An 18,268-nucleotide genomic window follows, 5' to 3' on the forward strand; every position below is an offset into this window, starting at 1 on the left:
AATGAAGATAGGAAAGTATGATTCGACATGAAAACGGTAGTTTGTGTAGGTTTTGTTTGGCGATAAAACTCTATCACTTACTACCGTTTTTGTTTTCAGTTCCCGCTTATCCGCGATGAACCTAAAAAGGAGGCTAACTTAGCCTCCTAGAATCAAATGTTGGTGACATCGATAAACATTGACTCGTCAATGTTCGTCGAAGACACAATCGCTTCGCTGAATTCGTATTCTTCACGGTTACCTTCACGATCTAGTGGAAGGTTTTCAAAGTCAAACAGTTCGCGGTCAGCAAGCTGGCTTGGGCTTACGTTCTGGATTGACTTGAAGATCGCTTCTACGCGACCAGGCGTTTTCTTGTCCCAATCGATCAACATTGCTTTAATCGATTGGCGCTGAAGGTTCTCTTGAGAGCCACAGAGGTTACAAGGAATGATTGGGAACTCTTTATGTTCTGCGTATTTGATCAGGTCTTTCTCACGACAGTAAGTAAGAGGACGAATCACAACGTTGCGACCATCGTCTGAACGAAGTTTTGGCGGCATCGCTTTAAGGCGAGAACCATGGAACATGTTCAGGAACATTGTTTCTACAATGTCATCCATGTGGTGACCAAGTGCCAATTTAGTCGCTCCGATCTTCTCTGCGAACGAGTAAAGCGTACCACGACGAAGGCGTGAGCATAGACCACACGTCGTTTTGCCTTCTGGCACTTTCTCTTTAACGACTGAGTAAGTGTCCTTGTCTACGATGTAGTAAGGAATGTTCAGCGTTTCAAAGTAATCTGGGAGAATGTGCTCAGGGAAACCTGGCTGTTTCTGGTCAAGGTTAACTGCGACCACTTCAAACTTGATTGGTGCTGCCTTTTGTAGATTCAGCAGGATATCAAGCATCGCAAATGAATCTTTACCACCACTAATACATGCCATTACAACATCGCCTTCTTCGATCATGTTGTAATCAGTAATGGCATTTCCAACATTTCTTCTTAGGCGTTTCTGAAGCTTGTTGAATTCTAGGGTTTCTTTTCTTGTATCTACTTGGTTCATTGCGGGCTCTCACATCGCCGATAAATCGACCAGGGCTTCCTAACATGGGTTTCTTTGGGGCGTGGATTATACGAGCTTTTTGCGTAGGATTAAATGTTTGTGTGATGGAGTCGTCAATAAATAGTGTGAAAAAATGGTGAGAGTACGTTGGAAATAAAAAAGAGCCGCAGTTGCGACCCTTCTTGCTTTTCTTAACGCTTATTTTTTCGCGTTGGGAAGATAAGGTAATACACGAGTTGTTGGTTGAGGGAGTGTCATGTGCCCACCTTCACCAATTTCGCTCAGTGCAACTTGAACTTTTCCATCCACGATTGCTTTCTCTGTCCCATTAGAGAAGGTAATCGTATCATTAAGAGCATCAGCAAACTCCATCGTCACGCCTTGTACTTGAGGTGTAAACCAGCCAGCAAACATACCGCCTAGATCTTCAAGTAGTGCTTGCATTTGAGGCATCAAAGGCGTGAGTTGTTCGTAAGATACGTTACCCTGTAATGGTTCTTTGGTCATTACAACTAAAGAATAATCACATCGAGTATCTTTTGGTGTTTGGACGAAGACAAGCGGGTTCGCAGACTTTAAGTTCTTATCGATCGGAATTGGAAGCTCTTTAGAAGCTGGAATCACAAACTCTTCGTAATGCTCTTCTTTTTCCATCCATGCTTTTTCTATCTCACACAGTTGCTTGGTATCTGCATCCACAAAAAACACACCGACTTTAACGTCATCGTGCCCTTCTTTCGCATTGTTCTTCAATTGTGTGTAGAGCTTGGAATACGTAAACATGTATTCTTGCGCGTGAGTTGCAGGCGATGCTAAGACCAGTACCGCACTGCCTAGTAAACTTAGGCTTAACTTCTTCATCCGATCCGTTATTTCTTTTATTGTGTCCAGTAAGCGTTATTGTGGCGAATCATCGCACGTAAGTCATTAACATAGGCAATGCCACGTTCAGAATACGCAAGCAAGCCATGAGTCAACTCCGATGCTGTCGCCACAGATAACAAATCCTTGTGTTTCCCTGCTAAATTCGCACGAATGTCTCGTAAATCTGCGTACGCGCGGTTACGGTTCACATTCATAAAGTATCCATGTACAGATTCTTGAACAGTATCGAACTTCTCTACTTCATGCGTTTTACCAGCGCCACGTTTTGCAGGGACAATTCCGCAGCCCTTCTTATAACACCATTGACCAAACAAGTTGTTTGCTTGTTTAGCAAAACGAGAGGTACCCCACGCAGATTCATTGGCAGCTTGAGTTAACACCAGCGCCTCCGGCAACACATTGACACGCTTAAGCATTTCATCCAGCCAAGCTTGTGTGACCGCTCCATCTTTCAAAGGATAAGAATATAGTGCAGCCAAACGCTCGGCATAGGATGTTTGCTCTGAACTAATCTCTCCAACCGTCAAAGACGTTAGGAATGCACGTTCTTTTTCAATGCGCTTATTTTCTAACGCGATTTTCGGACGAAGAAAGTCAAAGAATGCTGTCTTCTTATCTTTCGTGTCCTTAATCGAGTTAAAATCCGGAATGTCACCAATATAAGGAAGATGCGACAAATCTGGGTGTGAAACGGGTCCATGCACAACTTGCGGATCAATCGCCTTGCGATACTCACGGTCATAGTGCAAATAAGGACCAATAGAAACAAAAGTGGCGGCTATTGTGATAGCCGCCACTCGTAAACTCATAGATTTTAAAGATTTAGGCATCAAACACCTGAGAGTTACCATCGTGATCGTTATCGTTTTGTTGCGTCGCTACGATCTTCAACTTGATACCAAACATTTCGCGGTACAGGATTCCCTTCAAATGGAAGAAGAACGGTAACACGAAGATCAAGCCAATTCCGTAGAACATTGCAGCAACAATAAACATCAACATCACGCTTAAGTAAAGCCCTGCGACAACAAAAAGCTTTTTGTTTATGGCACGAAGAGACAATAAAAGCGATTGCATTGGTGGTACTCTTTTCTCACAAATCAATAAGATAGAGTGACTAAATGCTAAAGAAAGGTATAGCGATAGCAAAGGGAAAATCATTCCAGCAACACCCTGCATCATCAGGCTAAATAGTGTTGCTAAAATCACAGGAACCGTAAATTGAAGACCTTTACCAACATGACGTACCTTTGTCTTCAACCCCGCCACGTGGCTCATTGCCATTAAACTAATACCAGCATAAATCGGCGCACTGATCACTTCATAACTGAAGTTAGCGACATAAATAGCGGACACGATATCTGTGGTAAAAGATTCAGGGTTTTGAAGCGCATCCAAAATAACACTTGGATCTCCGAGTTGAAGTTGAAGTGCAATATAGAAAATACCCAGCTGAACGAATAGGAGGAGAATAATCGCTGGCGAGAAGGACAAAAACTGTTGGATGGTTGTGCGCCAAGCTTCGCTAAAAACGGCTGCTGCTTTTAGTTCATACTTGCCAGAAAGAGCTCGCTCTACACTCCCTCCAAGATTGAAATCTTTCTCAAAATCGTTGTTCATATTTTATCCAAGGCTAACTTGTAAAATTTTTTCTGGAAAACCAGTTAATTAATAAGGGCGTCATTATAAAGAAATCTTTGCACGTCTAAAATCATAAGTCGGCCTCAATACTTGCAATATCTGCTATTTGGTCGATAATTAACCACTCGCAAATCTATGAAATTGAAAACATTTGCACAAGAAATTAATGCCTTTCTTATGTATAGCTGAAATGTAAATACCCCTACAAAAACAGTATGGTAAGGAATGTTTACTTTTGCCTGCAAAATTTTTTCTGTTTCAAGATAAGAAAATGCTTTGATTTCACAATTTTGGTGATTATGATGCGCGCCTCAAAAGTGAATGACTAATGTCACATCAATTGGATACACCCCAATTTGAACGTGGGAGAAATACAGACGTTGAACGCTAAACAGCAAGCAGGAAAGCCAGTAGTTCGTCTATCTGGTATTAGCAAAAGTTTCGATGGTAAGGAAATCATCGGTAATTTAAATCTGGATGTTAATCATGGTGAGTTTCTGACAATTCTTGGTCCTTCTGGTTGTGGTAAAACAACGGTTTTACGCATGATCGCGGGCTTTGAAACGGCAGACAACGGTCAAATCGTACTAGATGACCAAGATGTAACACAGGTTCCTGCAGAGCAAAGGCACGTCAACACGGTATTTCAGAGTTATGCACTCTTCCCTCATATGACCGTATTTGAAAACGTTGCTTTCGGTCTTCGCATGCAGAAAACACCTGCTGCTGAGATTGAACCAAGAGTTATGGAAGCGCTACGCATGGTTCGCCTAGAAAAAATGGCACAGCGTAAGCCTCACCAACTTTCTGGTGGTCAACAACAACGTATCGCGATCGCTCGCGCGGTTGTTAATAAACCAAAAGTACTGCTGCTAGATGAATCTCTATCTGCACTTGATTACAAACTACGTAAGCAAATGCAAATCGAGCTTAAACAGCTTCAGCGTCAACTTGGTATTACCTTTATCTTTGTTACACACGATCAGGAAGAAGCCCTATCGATGTCTGACCGCATTATTGTTATGCGCGACGGTGTTATCGAGCAGGATGGTTCCCCACGTGAGATTTACGAAGAGCCTAAGAACCTATTTGTTGCTCGCTTTATCGGTGAGATCAACGTATTCAACGCAACCATGCTAGAGCGTATCGACGAGAAACGCATCCGAGCAGAAATTGAAGGCGTTGAGTCTGTTGTTTATTACGATCAAGCAGCTCAAGCAGGTGAGAAACTACAAGTACTACTTCGCCCAGAAGACTTACGTATCGAAGAGATCAAAGAGTCTGAAGAAAAAGGCATCGTAGGTCACGTAACAGAACGTACCTATAAAGGTATGACGCTTGATTCAGTTATCCAGTTGGATTCAGGCATGCGCGTGATGGTAAGCGAATTCTTTAACGAAGATGATCCAGATGTGGACCACTCACTCGGCCAGAAAGTCGCTATTACTTGGGTTGAGAGCTGGGAGGTAGTACTAAATGATAAGCAAGAAGCTTAATCTTCAGAACGCGATCATTACCCTAATCGTTGGCTGGCTAACGCTGTTTGTGTTAGTTCCAAACCTAATGATTATCGGTACGAGTTTCTTGACGCGTGATGAAGCGAACCTAATTGAATTAACGTTTACTTTCGACAACTACCTTCGCCTGCTCGATCCTCTGTATGCAAAAGTGTTGATGCACTCTTTCTACATGGCGATCATTGCAACCTTATTGTGCTTGGTGATTGGTTACCCATTTGCTTATATCGTAGCGAAAATGCCTGAAAAATGGCGTCCGTTCATGTTGTTCTTGGTGATTGTGCCATTTTGGACTAACTCTCTTATCCGTACTTACGGCTTAAAGATTGTTCTCGGTACTCAAGGCATTTTGAACAAGTCGTTAATGGCAATGGAAATCATCGATAAGCCGATGCGTTTAATGTATACCGAAACAGCAGTAATGATTGGTCTTGTGTACATCTTGCTTCCATTTATGATTTTGCCGCTTTACTCGGCAATAGAGAAACTAGACAACACATACATCGAGGCAGCAAAAGATCTTGGTGCGAACAAGTTTCAAACCATTACACGAGTGATTTTGCCTCTGACAATGCCAGGCATTATCGGTGGCTGTTTGTTGGTTCTACTACCAGCACTAGGTATGTTCTACATCTCTGACCTTCTAGGCGGCGCGAAGAACCTACTGATCGGTAACGTAATTAAGAGCCAAGTATTGAACGCTCGTGACTGGCCATTTGGTGCCGCGACCAGTATCGCCCTCACCTTCGCAATGGCTGTGATGCTTTACGCTTACTACAGAGCAGGCAAACTATTGAATAAGAAAGTGGAGCTAGACTAATGGGACGCACGGTTAGATTTAGCTTTATGGCGCTGGTATATGCATTTTTGTATTTGCCAATCATCGTCTTAATTGTTAACTCATTTAATGCCAACAAATTTGGTATGAAATGGGGCGGTTTCACCACGAAATGGTACGAAACCTTAGTAAATAACGACAGCCTGATGCAGGCTGCATGGCATTCATTGAACGTAGCGGTATTCTCAGCGACAGCAGCAACCATTATTGGTAGCTTGACGGCTGTTGCCCTATTCCGTTACTCGTTCAAAGGTAAAGGTGCGGTAAACGGCATGCTGTTTGTCGTAATGATGTCTCCAGATATTGTCATGGCGATTTCATTACTTGCTCTGTTCCTTGTATTGGGCGCACAGCTTGGCTTCTTTACTCTGTTAATTGCTCACATCACCTTCTGTCTACCGTTCGTTGTGGTAACAGTGTACAGCCGCTTAAATGGCTTTGATGTGAAAATGTTGGAAGCTGCAAAAGACCTTGGTGCAAGCGAATGGGTTATCTTGAAACAGATCATCCTTCCTCTTGCTAAACCAGCGGTTGCTGCAGGTTGGCTATTGAGCTTTACGCTGTCTTTGGACGACGTAATTATCAGCTCGTTTGTAACAGGCCCAACATACGAAATCTTGCCATTGAAGATTTACTCAATGGTTAAGGTGGGCATTTCACCGGAAGTGAACGCCCTAGCAACGGTCATGCTGATTGTTTCTTTGGTTCTGGTAGTAATTTCTCAGTTGCTAGCAAGAGAAAAAGTGAAGTAAAATCCGCACCCGTTAACATCACGAAACAGAATGGTTACATGCCATTCTGTTTTTCTATCTATCGTCCAAAATTAATTGGACAACGTTTGGTTTGGAGCTAACGTCAATGAAAAAATGGGCTACTCTATTAGCTGGTAGTGCATGTGCGCTTTCTCTGTTCTCTGGTACAGCGGCAGCGAACGATAAAGAATTGGTATTTATGAACTGGGGTCCTTACATCAACAGTAATATCCTAGAGCAATTTACCAAAGAAACTGGCATTAAAGTGATCTACTCGACTTACGAGTCGAACGAGACTTTGTATGCAAAGCTAAAAACTCATAACCAAGGTTATGACCTAGTGGTACCTTCTACGTACTTCGTAGCGAAGATGAGTGACGAAGGCATGCTACAAAAGATCGATAAGACTAAGCTGAAAAACTTCGGCAACCTAGATAAAAACTACCTAGACAAGCCTTACGACCCAAATAACGACTACTCTATTCCACACGTTGTTGCGATTACAGGTCTAGCGGTTAACGCAGACATGTATGATCCAAACGACTTCCAAAGCTGGGCTGACCTATGGAAGCCAGAGCTAGAAGGTCAAGTAATGCTGATGGACGACACTCGTGAAGTGTTCCACATTGCACTACGCAAGCTGGGTTACTCAGGTAACTCTACGGATCCAAAACAAATCGACGAAGCATACGCAGAACTACAAAAGCTAATGCCAAACGTTCTAGTATTTAACTCTGACAACCCAGGCGCACCATACATGTCTGGCGAAGTTGGCGTTGGTATGCTTTGGAACGGTAGCGCAGCAGCTGCTCAAAACGAAGGCATGAACCTGAAACTAGTATTCCCTAAAGAAGGCGGCATCGGTTGGGTTGATAACTTCGCAATCTCTTCTGGCGCGAAGAACGTAGAAGCGGCTCACAAGATGATCGACTTCCTACTGCGTCCAGAAATCGCAGAGCAAATTTCAGCGGACACGGGTTACCTAACAGCGGTTGCAGAATCTAACGCTAAATTCAAAGACGTTGCACCACTGTTTCCTTCTCAAGACGACCTTGACCGTGTTGAATGGCAAGACTCTGTTGGCGACATGACAGTGAAGTATGAAGACTACTTCCTGAAGCTAAAAGCGGGTCAATAATCTGATCTTGCTTAATAAGCCATCTACTAAATGAAAATAGGCAGCAATACGCTGCCTATTTTTGTAATTGACTGATATAATTGTATGTTGCTAGGTTTATTTGACTCGAGTTCAAGCATTACGTTCTATTTTGACCCTAATGCTGGTTTTCGTGGCTCAGATAAACAGGATTGTGCTTATCGCAATTTGGCTCAAATCGTTATTTGTTACTAGTATTGATTTGTCCTGTTGCTGAACAAAACGGAAAACAAATGAAAAGTAAATTCTACGCAAGCGCACTGTGTGCGGCGACGCTAATCGCTACCCCTGCAATGGCTGCTGATCAAGAACTGTATTTCTACAACTGGTCGGAATACATTCCAAACGAAGTTCTTGAAGACTTTACAAAAGAAACTGGTATCAAAGTTATCTACTCTACGTACGAGTCTAACGAAAGCATGTACGCGAAGTTGAAAACTCAAGGTTCTGGTTACGACTTGGTAGTACCGTCTACCTATTTCGTATCTAAAATGCGTAAAGAAGGCATGCTGCAAAAGATCGACAAAGAGAAACTTTCTCACTTTGCTGATCTAGACACTAACTTCCTGAACAAGCCGTTCGACCCGAACAACAACTACTCTATCCCATACATTTGGGGTGCGACCGGTATTGGTATCAATGCTGATATGCTAGATAAGTCTTCTGTGACTAAATGGGATGACTTCTGGGATAGCAAGTGGGAAGGTCAACTAATGCTAATGGATGATTCTCGCGAAGTATTCCACATCGCATTGACTAAGCTTGGTTACTCACCAAACACCACTAACCCAGACGAGATCAAAGCCGCTTACGAAGAGCTGAAAAAGCTAATGCCGAACGTATTGGTATTCAATTCAGACTTCCCAGCGAACCCATACTTAGCAGGTGAAGTATCACTTGGTATGCTTTGGAACGGTTCTGCTTACATGGCTCGTCAAGAAGGCGCGAACATCGATATCATCTGGCCAGAAAAAGGCACTATCTTCTGGATGGATAGCCTCGCAATTCCAGCGGGTGCTAAGAACGTTGATGCAGCTCATAAGATGATCGACTTCCTACTACGCCCTGAGAACGCAGCTAAGATTGCACTAGAGATTGGTTACCCTACTCCAGTGAAAACAGCTCACGATCTACTACCGAAAGAATTTGCTAACGATCCAAGCATCTTCCCACCACAAGAAGTGATGGACAGCGGTACATGGCAAGACGAAGTTGGTGAAGCTAGCGTGCTTTACGATGAGTACTTCCAAAAGCTAAAAGTAGACAACTAATCAGTCTGTCGAAATAGTTTAGAAAAGCGGCTTCGGTCGCTTTTCTTGTATCTGAAGATCGTGCTTTGCATCTCAATCTATACTGCTCGAATTACAAAGCGGCAGAATACAAAGTTTCAAGATATACCCAAGTAACCTCGAGATGCTAGGTTCAGCGAGACTGACTTGGTTTGTAGACGCGGCGGCGATTTAAAGGTTTAGTGGGTCTAAATCAAGAATCGGCAACAAAGTATACAAGCCAAGGCAGCTCGCCCTTTGGGAGCGTGTCATTGACCCGATTGCTGCGTCAAACAACTTGGAAAGAGCTGGCTATTACACTGCGTTGTTTTCCTTGTTCTCGAATCAATGACAACGCTCTGAATCCTGCATCTTGAAGTCACTTGGGTATACAAAAAGGCATCGAATCACTCGATGCCTTTGTTAGATTTTGGGGTTAACTCTTTTTTAAGCGCTAGGTTCGTTTTCCAGAGCAAGAATCTCGTCAACAAGCTTCGGTACTTCGATGCTTGCCTTACCGTAACGCTTCTCTTCAAACTCACTCTCGACGGCACTTGGCTCTAAATTAATTTCAATCGTATGTGCACCGTGCATCTTTGCATCATGTACAAAACCTGCGGCTGGATATACCACGCCAGATGTACCAATAGAAATAAACAAGTCTGCTTCTTCCAATGCCGCGTATATCTCACCCATACGCAGTGGCATTTCACCAAACCAAACAATGTGTGGACGCATTTGAGCAGGAATCTGGCAGCAGTGACATAATTCGCCAGTTTCAATGTCTTCTGAATGCTCGATGACTTGATTAGATTCACTACAACGCGCTTTAAGCAATTCACCGTGCATGTGAATAATATTGGCGCTACCGCCTCTCTCATGCAGATTATCAATGTTTTGAGTAATGATAGTCACTTTACCTTCCAACTGCTCTTCTAGGCGCCCTAGCGCGATATGAGCAGCATTAGGCTTGATATCTTCGCCCTGTAGTTTTTTTCGACGTTGATTATAAAAGCTCTGAACCAAATCCGGATCACGCAAGAAGCCTTCCGGTGTTGCGACATCCTCGATACGGTGATTCTCCCAGAGACCATCTTGAGCGCGAAATGTTTGAATACCAGACTCAGCCGAGATGCCTGCGCCAGTAAGTACGACAATATTTCTGTATGGGAAATTCATAACCGATCCTTGTTGCTCTTTTTTATTAAGCTTAACACCGATAGAAAAACAACAATAGCAATAAGGATTAGACCATGGTCGTAAGCCTGCTGGTTTGCCTCTAATTTCTGTTTAAAAACTGATGGAATCATTCCGTCTTTCAGGCATAAAAAAGCCCCGCGATGGCGAGGCTTTTGAGCAAAGGTTCCGGTTTACAGGTTTGGACCTGTAGACGGTCTGTGCGGCATGTTATTGCGCAGTTGGTTCATACCCTGGTACATGCGTAGGAACCACACAAGAATTGCCAACGCAGCAAACAACATACCAATCCAAGGAATAAAGTACGCAACAGAGTCTAGCAACGTACTATGCATCCAGTAATCACTTACACCAATCAACACACCATTTGATGTTGCTACCGTTACAATCAGAACAACAAAGAATGTCAGGTACAGGAAGAAAGTACGAATCAAACCGTAGTAATGCGAGTTCACTACGTCGCTGTCTTCGCCTTTATCCAAACGGTACCCAGCGTAAATGATTGCGACAACGCCTGAGATCAAAAACGTAAACGGGGTCAAACAGCTCAGGATGTACGCAACCCAAATCCCGTTATGAGGTTTGTTCATTCGCTTTTGCTCCTTTTGCTTCCGTTTGTACCGTATCTGTTTCGCCCATCGCTTCTTTGGATTTCACTTCTTCATACCAGAGATCGTGGTGCTCTTTCGCCCATGTCTCGTCAACTTCACCAGTGACCATCCCCTCTAGCGCACCTTCCATACCGAATAGACCGATGTAAATGTGGAAGATGAAACCACAGATTAGAATCAGTGCCGAAATCGCGTGAACAAGGTTAGACAACTCCATATGGCGACGAGTCTGACCGAAAATTGGGAAGTCCAGAATTAAGCCACTCACTGCAGCGATAGCACCAAAGAAGATCAGCAACCAGTAGATCGCCTTTTCACCACCGTTTGAGAAGCCAGCCGATGGGTGCGTGCCTTTATGTTTACCTACCATGCCGCCCATTTTCATGAACCAACGGATGTCTGTCATGTTAGGGATAGATTTGCGCCACCATTTCAGTAGAACAAACATCAGCAAGATGAAGAACAGCGGACCCATGTAGTTATGGTACTGCTTCGCCAACATGACGATGAAGCCCCAGAACTCAGTCGGCACGTACGGTTTTAAGAAGTGCTTACCGTAAACCAGCATCAAACCACTGAATGCTAGCGTTAAGAAGGTAAACGCCATGCTCCAGTGTAGTGCGCGGTCTAGTCGAGACCAGCGTTTCATCTTCTTGCCAGTACGTGGCTTGCTTAGCATCAGAGGACCAACGAATACGTAAGCCATGATAACCATTGCGATACTGCCGAAAATTGCGACAGCGCCCGCAGGAGACATCCATTTCTCTTTAAGAATGTACCAAGTCTCACCCGGAGTACTGATCAGCACACCGTGTTCCGCTGATTTCGACGTGGTATAGCCTTCTTGCCCCTCTTTGACCTGACGCCAAAAGTCTGCACCTGCAAGTTGCGTCATCTCCTGTTGTACCACTGGAGATGTGTCTTCTTGCGCAGACGCTGGCATCGCAAAGGTCAGCAGTAATGCTGTCATCATCGACAGCATTACAAGAGACGCACGTTTAAGAGTATTTAACATGTGTCTCTCCTACTTAGCTTTTAGTTGCGTCGTAAGAAAGATCGTTACCGTCTGTCCAACCTGCGTTTTTCGCACCGCGCTCAACCACACGTTGACGGAAAATGTCAGAAACTTTCTCTGCATCACCCGCTAGCAGTGCTTTTGTTGAACAAAGTGACGCACACATAGGTAGCTTACCTTCAGCAATACGGTTCGCGCCGTACTTCTCACGCTCTTCTAGAGAACCTGGTTCTGTGTTTGGGCCACCTGCACAGAAAGTACATTTGTCCATTTTGCCACGCTCACCGAACGATGCTTGTTTCGGGAACTGAGGCGCACCGAATGGACAAGCGAACAGACAGTAACCACAACCGATACAAAGATCTTTGTTGTGAAGGACGATGCCATCTTCTGTGTGCTCGAAACAGTCAGCTGGACAAACCGCCATACAAGGCGCGTCTGTACAGTGCATACAAGCAACAGAGATTGAGTTTTCGCCTGGTTCACCGTCGTTCAGTGTTACTACGCGGCGACGTTGAATACCCCACTCAAGCGCATCATCGTTTTCGTTCTTACATGCAGTAACACAGCCGTTACACTCGATACAGCGTTTGGTATCACATAGGAATTTCATTCGTGCCATTGTCAGACTCCTCACGCTTTACGAATGTTACATAGGGTTACTTTAGTTTCCTGCATCAAAGTAACAGGGTCGTAACCGTAAGTGGTTGCCGTGTTGGCTGCTTCACCAACAACATAAGGATCCGTACCTTCTGGGTACTTAGGACGTAGGTCTTCACCTTCGAACTTACCGCCGAAGTGGAACGGAATGAACGCCAGACCCGGTTTAACACGACGAGTGACCATCGCTTTCACCTTGATGCGACCTTTCTCTGCGCCTTCAACCCAAACGTCATCGCCATCTTTGAAGCCAAGATCATTTGCGTCTTTCGGGTTCACTTCAACAAACATTTCTTGTTGAAGTTCAGCAAGCCATGGGTTTGAACGTGTCTCTTCGCCACCACCTTCGTACTCAACCAAGCGACCAGAAGTCAGGATGATTGGGTATTCGCCAGACTTGTCTTCTTTCTGGATAGACTTGTAAAGCGTTGGTACACGGAAGATTGCTTCTTTGTCGTCCCAAGTTGGGTAATCCGTTACAAGGTCACGACGAGGCGTGTATAGCGGCTCACGGTGTAGCGGTACACGGTCCGGGAATGTCCAAACAATCGCACGCGCTTTAGCGTTACCAAATGGGATACAACCGTGCTTGATTGCTACGCGTTGGATACCACCAGACAGGTCAGTTTTCCAGTTTTTACCTTCCGCTGCTGCTTTTTCTTCAGCCGTTAGGTCGTCCCACCAACCAAGCTGTTTGATTAGCTTGTCAGAGAATTCTGGGTAACCGTCTTTGATTTCACAGCCTTTTGAGTAGCTGTCTTCAGCAAGTAGGCTTTGACCTTCAAACTCAACACCGAAACGCGTACGGAAGTTACCGCCACCCTCTGCAACCGTCTTCGACGTATCGTACAGAATGTGTGTGCCTGGGTGTTTCATCTCTGGCGTACCCCAACATGGCCAAGGTAGACCGTAAGTCTCACCATTCACAGGACCACCTTCTGCCTCTAGAGACGTTTTGTGGAATGTATGCCAGTTTTGTTGGTGCGCTTTTAGACGCTCCGGGCTTTGACCTGTGTAACCGATGGTCCACATGCCTTTGTTGAATTCGCGCGTGATGTCTTCGATCATTGGCTGGTTGTTCTCAACACGGATGTTTTTGAACAGCAGATCTTCATAACCTAGCTTCTTAGTTAGCAGGTACATGATTTCGTGGTCAGGTTTAGATTCGAACAATGGCTCGATAACCTGATCACGCCACTGAAGTGAGCGGTTAGATGCTGTCACACTGCCGTGTGTTTCGAACTGAGTCGTTGCAGGAAGCAGGTAAACGCCGTCAGTACGATCGTTCATTACCGCCGCGACTGTTGGGTATGGGTCAACAATAACCATCATATCCAGCTTTTGCATCGCTTTCTTCATCTCAGGACCACGAGTCTGAGAGTTTACTGCGTGACCCCAGTAGAACATGGCGCGGATGTTTTCACGTTGACGAATGTTGTCTTTGTTTTCAAGAACACCATCCACCCAACGAGATACAGGGATACCTGCACTGTTCATTGGTTTTTGACCACCGTAAGCGTTGTCATCGAAACGACCTTTCACCCACTCGTAATCGATTTCCCACACTTTCGACCAGTGACGCCATGAACCTTCAGACAGACCGTAGTAGCCTGGTAGCGTGTCAGATAGTACGCCAAGGTCAGTTGCGCCCTGTACGTTATCGTGACCACGGAAGATGTTTGCACCGCCGCCTGATTTACCGATGTTACCTAGCGCAAGCTCAAGTACACAGTAAGCACGTGTGTTGTTGTTACCAGTCGTATGCTGAGTACCACCCATACACCAAACGATACAACCCGGACGGTTTTCAGAAAGCAGTTTCGCTGTTTGGTAAACTTCAGACTCAGGAACGCCAGTTACGCGCTCAACTTCTGCTGGTGTCCATTTCGCTACTTCTGCACGGATTTCATCCATACCGAATACGCGTTGACGGATGAACTCTTTATCTTCCCAGTTGTTCGCGAAGACATGCCATAGCACGCCCCAAATAAACGCAACGTCAGAACCTGGACGTAGAGACACGTAGTGATCCGATTTTGCAGCGGTACGAGTACGACGAGGATCCGCAACAACGATCTTACAGTTGTTCTTCTCTTTCGCGATTAGGATGTGCTGCATCGCAACAGGGTGTGCTTCTGCAGGGTTTGAACCAATGAACAGCATTGACTTACAGTTGTGCATGTCATTGAAAGAGTTGGTCATCGCACCGTAACCCCAAGTGTTTGCTACACCTGCTACGGTTGTTGAGTGACAGATACGTGCTTGGTGGTCAACGTTGTTGGTACCCCAAAGCGACGCCATCTTACGGAACATGTACGCTTGTTCGTTGTTGTGCTTCGCACTACCCAACCAGTAAACGGAATCTGGACCCGACTCTTTGCGGATGTCCATCACCTTGTTACCGATTTCTTCGATCGCTTGATCCCAAGAAAGCTTCTTCCACTTACCGTTTTCAAGCTTCATTGGGTATTTCAGACGACGCTCACCGTGACCGTGTTCGCGCAGTGCAGCACCTTTTGCACAGTGTCCACCTGCGTTGAATGGGTGGTCGAATGCAGGCTCTTGACCTGTCCACACGCCGTTTTGAACTTCAGCGTAGATACCACAACCTACAGAACAGTGAGAACAGATGGTACGTTTTACTTCTGTTTTCGCTTCTGGATCCACCGATTTAGCTTGTGCTTTCTTCATCATGCCCGGTGCAAAAAGACTTGCACCTACAACCGCACCACCAGCAGCAAGCGAGGTGTTTTTCATGAATGCACGGCGAGAAACGCCAAGCTGATTGGTTTCTTTGCTCACACTGTCGGAGCGTTTGACAAGTTTCATCCGTTATCTCCTAAAGTGTGTCGTAGTAATCGCGAATGTGTTGAGTTTCACGATACCCTTTCTTCTTCACGTCTTTTTCAGAAGGCTCAACCGTTTCTGAAGCGCTTGCCACTTTTGTTGTTCCAGCGACAACCGCACCAGCTACGGCTGCAGTCGTTAAGCCTTTCAGGAGATCCCTACGGCTTGTGTTTATTTCTTTATTATCTTTCATCATTGCTTCCTTACCTTACGGTAGATCTTTGGAGGCTATTGCCCCTCTATCGATATGACCAAGTACTGCTCGATTACTCGTAATCAGTGACGTTTTTCACATCAATTTTTAATTTGTGCTTACTGCTTTTGGTGTTCACGCTAAAGCGCACTTGTTCCAGTGTTAAGAACGCCTCACACAGTTGAGCTGCTGGCTTATAAAAGTTCGCGCTCTCTGCGTTTTCTAGTTGCTGAGTGAAAGAGTTAAACCAAGGTGCGATGTGTTTATTAAACACAGCTTGTTGAAGATCTTCTTCTTCACCCGTTAGCATCGACATCACTTCACAAAGTGCCGCGATGTGGTCTTCCGGCTCTTTCACATTCTCATCACGCTCGAAACCAAGCAGCTCCAAATCGTGACGAATTTCAGCCAGTGGTTTTTCCATCATTGCACCCGTCATGTGCCATGAGCCGAACGGCATCACTTCACCACGACCGATACCAATGAAAAGATCTTGGTATTCATCTTCTAGCGCTTCACGGTTGGAGTCTTTTGCCGCTAGCTGAAGTGCAATCCACGCTTTTTGCATTGCGCTTTCTGATGGTTCAACTTCTAGAGAAGTCAGGAACTCGATCATCTCTTCACTTGGTGCGCTACGGAAAAGCGCTGACAAAACCAAGTAGATCTCTGTTCTCAGTGTTTGTTCTTGTTCTCGTTGTGTATCCACTGCGAGCTCCTAGTATTTCAGTTGTTTCATTGGGTCTTCTGCCATCGACTCAAACATGTCGATCACACGGCAGTCTTCACACATCGCGATACGATTGATCGCCGCTTCATCAGAGAAATGAGAGTGACCGCGTAACTTGTTTTGTAGCATGTCGATCATAGACTGAGGTGCGAATGGCTTATGACAGCGAATACATTCCGCTGCTTTCTCTTCGTGAATCACCACCGCTTTTTGGCGCTCTTCTTTCACCCAGTTCATGCGTGGCGTTAGAGCCAGAACTTTCTCTGGACATGCCTTTTCACACAAACCACATTGAATACAATCTTGTTCAACGAATTTAAGTGATGGAGACTCACCGTCGGTATGAAGTGCACGTGTAGGGCAAACCGCCACACAGCTCATACACAACGTACAATCTTTGCTTTCACAAGAAACATTGCCGTAAGGGGCGTTAGCAGGCAGTTCAACAATGTTCTCAACCGGAATACGAGAAGAAGACATAGCATCAAGCGCAGTAAACAGACGTTGACGCTTGTTACCTTGAAGGTCGCCAAGGGCAAGATCGAACGAATCTGTACATAGTGTTGGAGGACCTTCTCGAAGCGATTCCAAGTAAAGGATATCGATGGTCTCTTTTGCGATACCAAGTTGATCCAATAGCTCTTGCGCGATACCCACTTCGTTGTTCAGAACACGAATGATGGTTGCAGGCATAAAACGAGAAGCCGCAAATAGCACTTGCGTCGCGCCATTAACTAGAGCTGCAAACCATGTATCGATACCGATAGAAGGCAGTTCTTCAACCACAATTGGAATCACGTTATCTGGTAGCGCTTTCAGTGCCATCACGTTGTAAGTCTCGTGGCGAGAACTACATATAAGAACGATAGGATCCAGACCACCCGCTTGCTCGTAGTTCGCTAGCGTGCGTTCAATGAATTTTTGCGTATCTTCAGGATTAGGCATTGCGTAATGAATCGCTTCTGTCGGACAAGCCGTTGCGCAAGTACCTACGCCCTGACACAGGTATGGGTTAATCTCGATGCGATGGCCCGTTTTATCGCTGCCTTCACTTGATAGTGCGCCAGCAGGACAAGCATCCACACAACGCTCACAACCTTTCACGCCACGAGAACTGTGCGCACATAGATCAGTGTCCAGACGGAAGAACTTTGGCTTATCAAACGTACCCATTAATGTTGGGATTTCTTCTAGCGCTTCTGCCAGTTTTGGATAACCGCGCCCTACTGGGTAGTAACCCGGAACCGGAACCTCTTCTGACATACAGCTACTTAGACAAAGATCGAGAACAACATCGAAACAATCACTATTAATAGCGACTTTTGCTAGGTTGCTTGTTAGACCGTTATTTTCGATAAGCACTTCAAACGTACCTAGGAAACCAGAAACCTGAACAGAGTTTGCAAAGTACAGTTCTGGACTGGTGCCTTTCTCTCCGTCTGTAGAAAGAAGTGTCAGGCTGTTCATTTGAGATAGCTGCGCGGCTGCACTCTCAATGATGGCAGTCGGTCCAACAATCAGTGTATTACCGCCACTCTCGTAGCTCACCGTTGGTGGAATAAGGTTGGTCAACTCTACGGTATTCTCAAACGCATACAGACGCGCTTTACCGTTATTGGAAGTTGCTTGTTCTAATAGTTGTTTCAACATTGCTCAGTTCCATTTATACGCATGGATAGTTTCTTCCATCTTTCATTGTAGTTAGCGCAGGCGATTCTGCTGATTAACTCGTCAGTAACTACCCCTTTTAGGTAGTCCCACCCGGGTTATCACTGCCTGTTGGGCAAATGGTCTAACTTCAACAAGAATGGTAATGAGCAACAGATAGCAAATGTCGTGCCAATTAAATATCAGCTAATTTTCAATAGGTTAGCTATTTATCTTAGAAATTGTAGGGATAAAAAAACCGACTGGG

17 protein-coding genes are annotated in these 18,268 nt (G+C 45.0%); 5 read left to right on the forward strand and 12 right to left on the reverse strand.

Translation table 11 applies throughout. The annotated features are described in order from the left end of the window. Positions 1-152: 152 nt before the first annotated feature. The 4 genes from ttcA to ABMY42_RS24045 all read right to left on the reverse strand — a co-directional run bounded on the left by ttcA (position 153) and on the right by ABMY42_RS24045 (position 3,551). Positions 153-1,046: a tRNA 2-thiocytidine(32) synthetase TtcA gene (ttcA, locus tag ABMY42_RS24030; protein ID WP_009697794.1), complete on the reverse strand. Its 894-nt coding sequence runs from the start codon at positions 1,044-1,046 to the stop codon at positions 153-155. Positions 1,047-1,244: 198 nt separating this feature from the next. Continuing rightward, entirely contained in the window at positions 1,245-1,907 is a 663-nt protein-coding gene (locus tag ABMY42_RS24035) for a DUF2987 domain-containing protein (RefSeq protein WP_005445785.1), read from the reverse strand. Positions 1,908-1,924: 17 nt separating this feature from the next. Further along, the gene (locus tag ABMY42_RS24040) at positions 1,925-2,761 is read right to left on the reverse strand and encodes a glucosaminidase domain-containing protein (RefSeq protein ID WP_029788463.1); all 837 of its coding nucleotides are present in this window, start codon (positions 2,759-2,761) and stop codon (positions 1,925-1,927) included. Next, entirely contained in the window at positions 2,754-3,551 is a 798-nt protein-coding gene (locus ABMY42_RS24045; RefSeq protein ID WP_005445789.1) for a hypothetical protein, read from the reverse strand. Before ABMY42_RS24045 ends, ABMY42_RS24040 begins: the two co-directional genes overlap by 8 nt. A 401-nt stretch (positions 3,552-3,952) precedes the next feature. Here ABMY42_RS24045 and potA point away from each other — a divergent pair, with 401 nt between their 5' ends. The 5 genes from potA to ABMY42_RS24070 all read left to right on the forward strand — a co-directional run bounded on the left by potA (position 3,953) and on the right by ABMY42_RS24070 (position 9,106). Further along, on the forward strand, positions 3,953-5,068 hold the full coding sequence (gene potA, locus ABMY42_RS24050; protein WP_009697791.1) for a spermidine/putrescine ABC transporter ATP-binding protein PotA: 1,116 nt from the start codon (positions 3,953-3,955) through the stop codon (positions 5,066-5,068). Beyond that, positions 5,049-5,909, forward strand: coding sequence for a spermidine/putrescine ABC transporter permease PotB (gene potB, locus ABMY42_RS24055; protein ID WP_005441590.1), 861 nt, complete (start codon positions 5,049-5,051; stop codon positions 5,907-5,909). The genes potA and potB overlap by 20 nt, the downstream gene beginning before the upstream one ends. Further along, a complete protein-coding gene (gene potC, locus ABMY42_RS24060; protein WP_005389180.1) occupies positions 5,909-6,679 on the forward strand; it encodes a spermidine/putrescine ABC transporter permease PotC in 771 nt (256 codons plus the stop codon). Before potB ends, potC begins: the two co-directional genes overlap by 1 nt. Before the next feature lie 106 nt (positions 6,680-6,785). Further along, positions 6,786-7,817 carry an extracellular solute-binding protein gene (locus ABMY42_RS24065; RefSeq protein ID WP_349266869.1) on the forward strand — a complete coding sequence of 344 codons (1,032 nt, stop codon included), beginning with the start codon at positions 6,786-6,788 and terminating at the stop codon, positions 7,815-7,817. 251 nt (positions 7,818-8,068) lie between these two features. Continuing rightward, positions 8,069-9,106, forward strand: a complete 1,038-nt coding sequence (locus ABMY42_RS24070) for an extracellular solute-binding protein (protein ID WP_005445793.1) — start codon at positions 8,069-8,071, stop codon at positions 9,104-9,106. Positions 9,107-9,550: 444 nt separating this feature from the next. Here the strand turns inward: ABMY42_RS24070 and cobB are convergent, their stop codons facing one another. The 8 genes from cobB to ABMY42_RS24110 all read right to left on the reverse strand — a co-directional run bounded on the left by cobB (position 9,551) and on the right by ABMY42_RS24110 (position 18,003). After that, entirely contained in the window at positions 9,551-10,282 is a 732-nt protein-coding gene (gene cobB, locus ABMY42_RS24075) for a Sir2 family NAD+-dependent deacetylase (protein WP_110415410.1), read from the reverse strand. A 191-nt stretch (positions 10,283-10,473) separates the two neighbouring features. Next, positions 10,474-10,890 carry a membrane protein gene (locus ABMY42_RS24080; protein ID WP_005427687.1) on the reverse strand — a complete coding sequence of 139 codons (417 nt, stop codon included), beginning with the start codon at positions 10,888-10,890 and terminating at the stop codon, positions 10,474-10,476. Beyond that, a complete protein-coding gene (locus ABMY42_RS24085) occupies positions 10,874-11,926 on the reverse strand; it encodes a formate dehydrogenase subunit gamma (RefSeq protein ID WP_005445799.1) in 1,053 nt (350 codons plus the stop codon). The genes ABMY42_RS24080 and ABMY42_RS24085 overlap by 17 nt, the downstream gene beginning before the upstream one ends. Before the next feature lie 13 nt (positions 11,927-11,939). Continuing rightward, the gene (gene fdh3B, locus ABMY42_RS24090; RefSeq protein ID WP_005427693.1) at positions 11,940-12,548 is read right to left on the reverse strand and encodes a formate dehydrogenase FDH3 subunit beta; all 609 of its coding nucleotides are present in this window, start codon (positions 12,546-12,548) and stop codon (positions 11,940-11,942) included. Positions 12,549-12,559: 11 nt separating this feature from the next. Further along, positions 12,560-15,415 (reverse strand): formate dehydrogenase subunit alpha, encoded by a 2,856-nt coding sequence (locus ABMY42_RS24095; RefSeq protein WP_038898071.1) that lies wholly within the window; start codon positions 15,413-15,415, stop codon positions 12,560-12,562. A gap of 10 nt (positions 15,416-15,425) precedes the next feature. After that, a complete protein-coding gene (locus tag ABMY42_RS24100) occupies positions 15,426-15,626 on the reverse strand; it encodes a twin-arginine translocation signal domain-containing protein (RefSeq protein ID WP_005427585.1) in 201 nt (66 codons plus the stop codon). 73 nt (positions 15,627-15,699) lie between these two features. Beyond that, positions 15,700-16,332 carry a molecular chaperone TorD family protein gene (locus ABMY42_RS24105; RefSeq protein ID WP_274790017.1) on the reverse strand — a complete coding sequence of 211 codons (633 nt, stop codon included), beginning with the start codon at positions 16,330-16,332 and terminating at the stop codon, positions 15,700-15,702. Between the two features lie 9 nt (positions 16,333-16,341). Beyond that, on the reverse strand, positions 16,342-18,003 hold the full coding sequence (locus tag ABMY42_RS24110; protein ID WP_274876881.1) for a 4Fe-4S dicluster domain-containing protein: 1,662 nt from the start codon (positions 18,001-18,003) through the stop codon (positions 16,342-16,344). Between the last annotated feature and the right edge of the window lie 265 nt (positions 18,004-18,268).

This window comes from Vibrio sp. SSH13-20 (genome assembly GCF_040104475.1).
Classification (GTDB): domain Bacteria; phylum Pseudomonadota; class Gammaproteobacteria; order Enterobacterales; family Vibrionaceae; genus Vibrio; species Vibrio harveyi.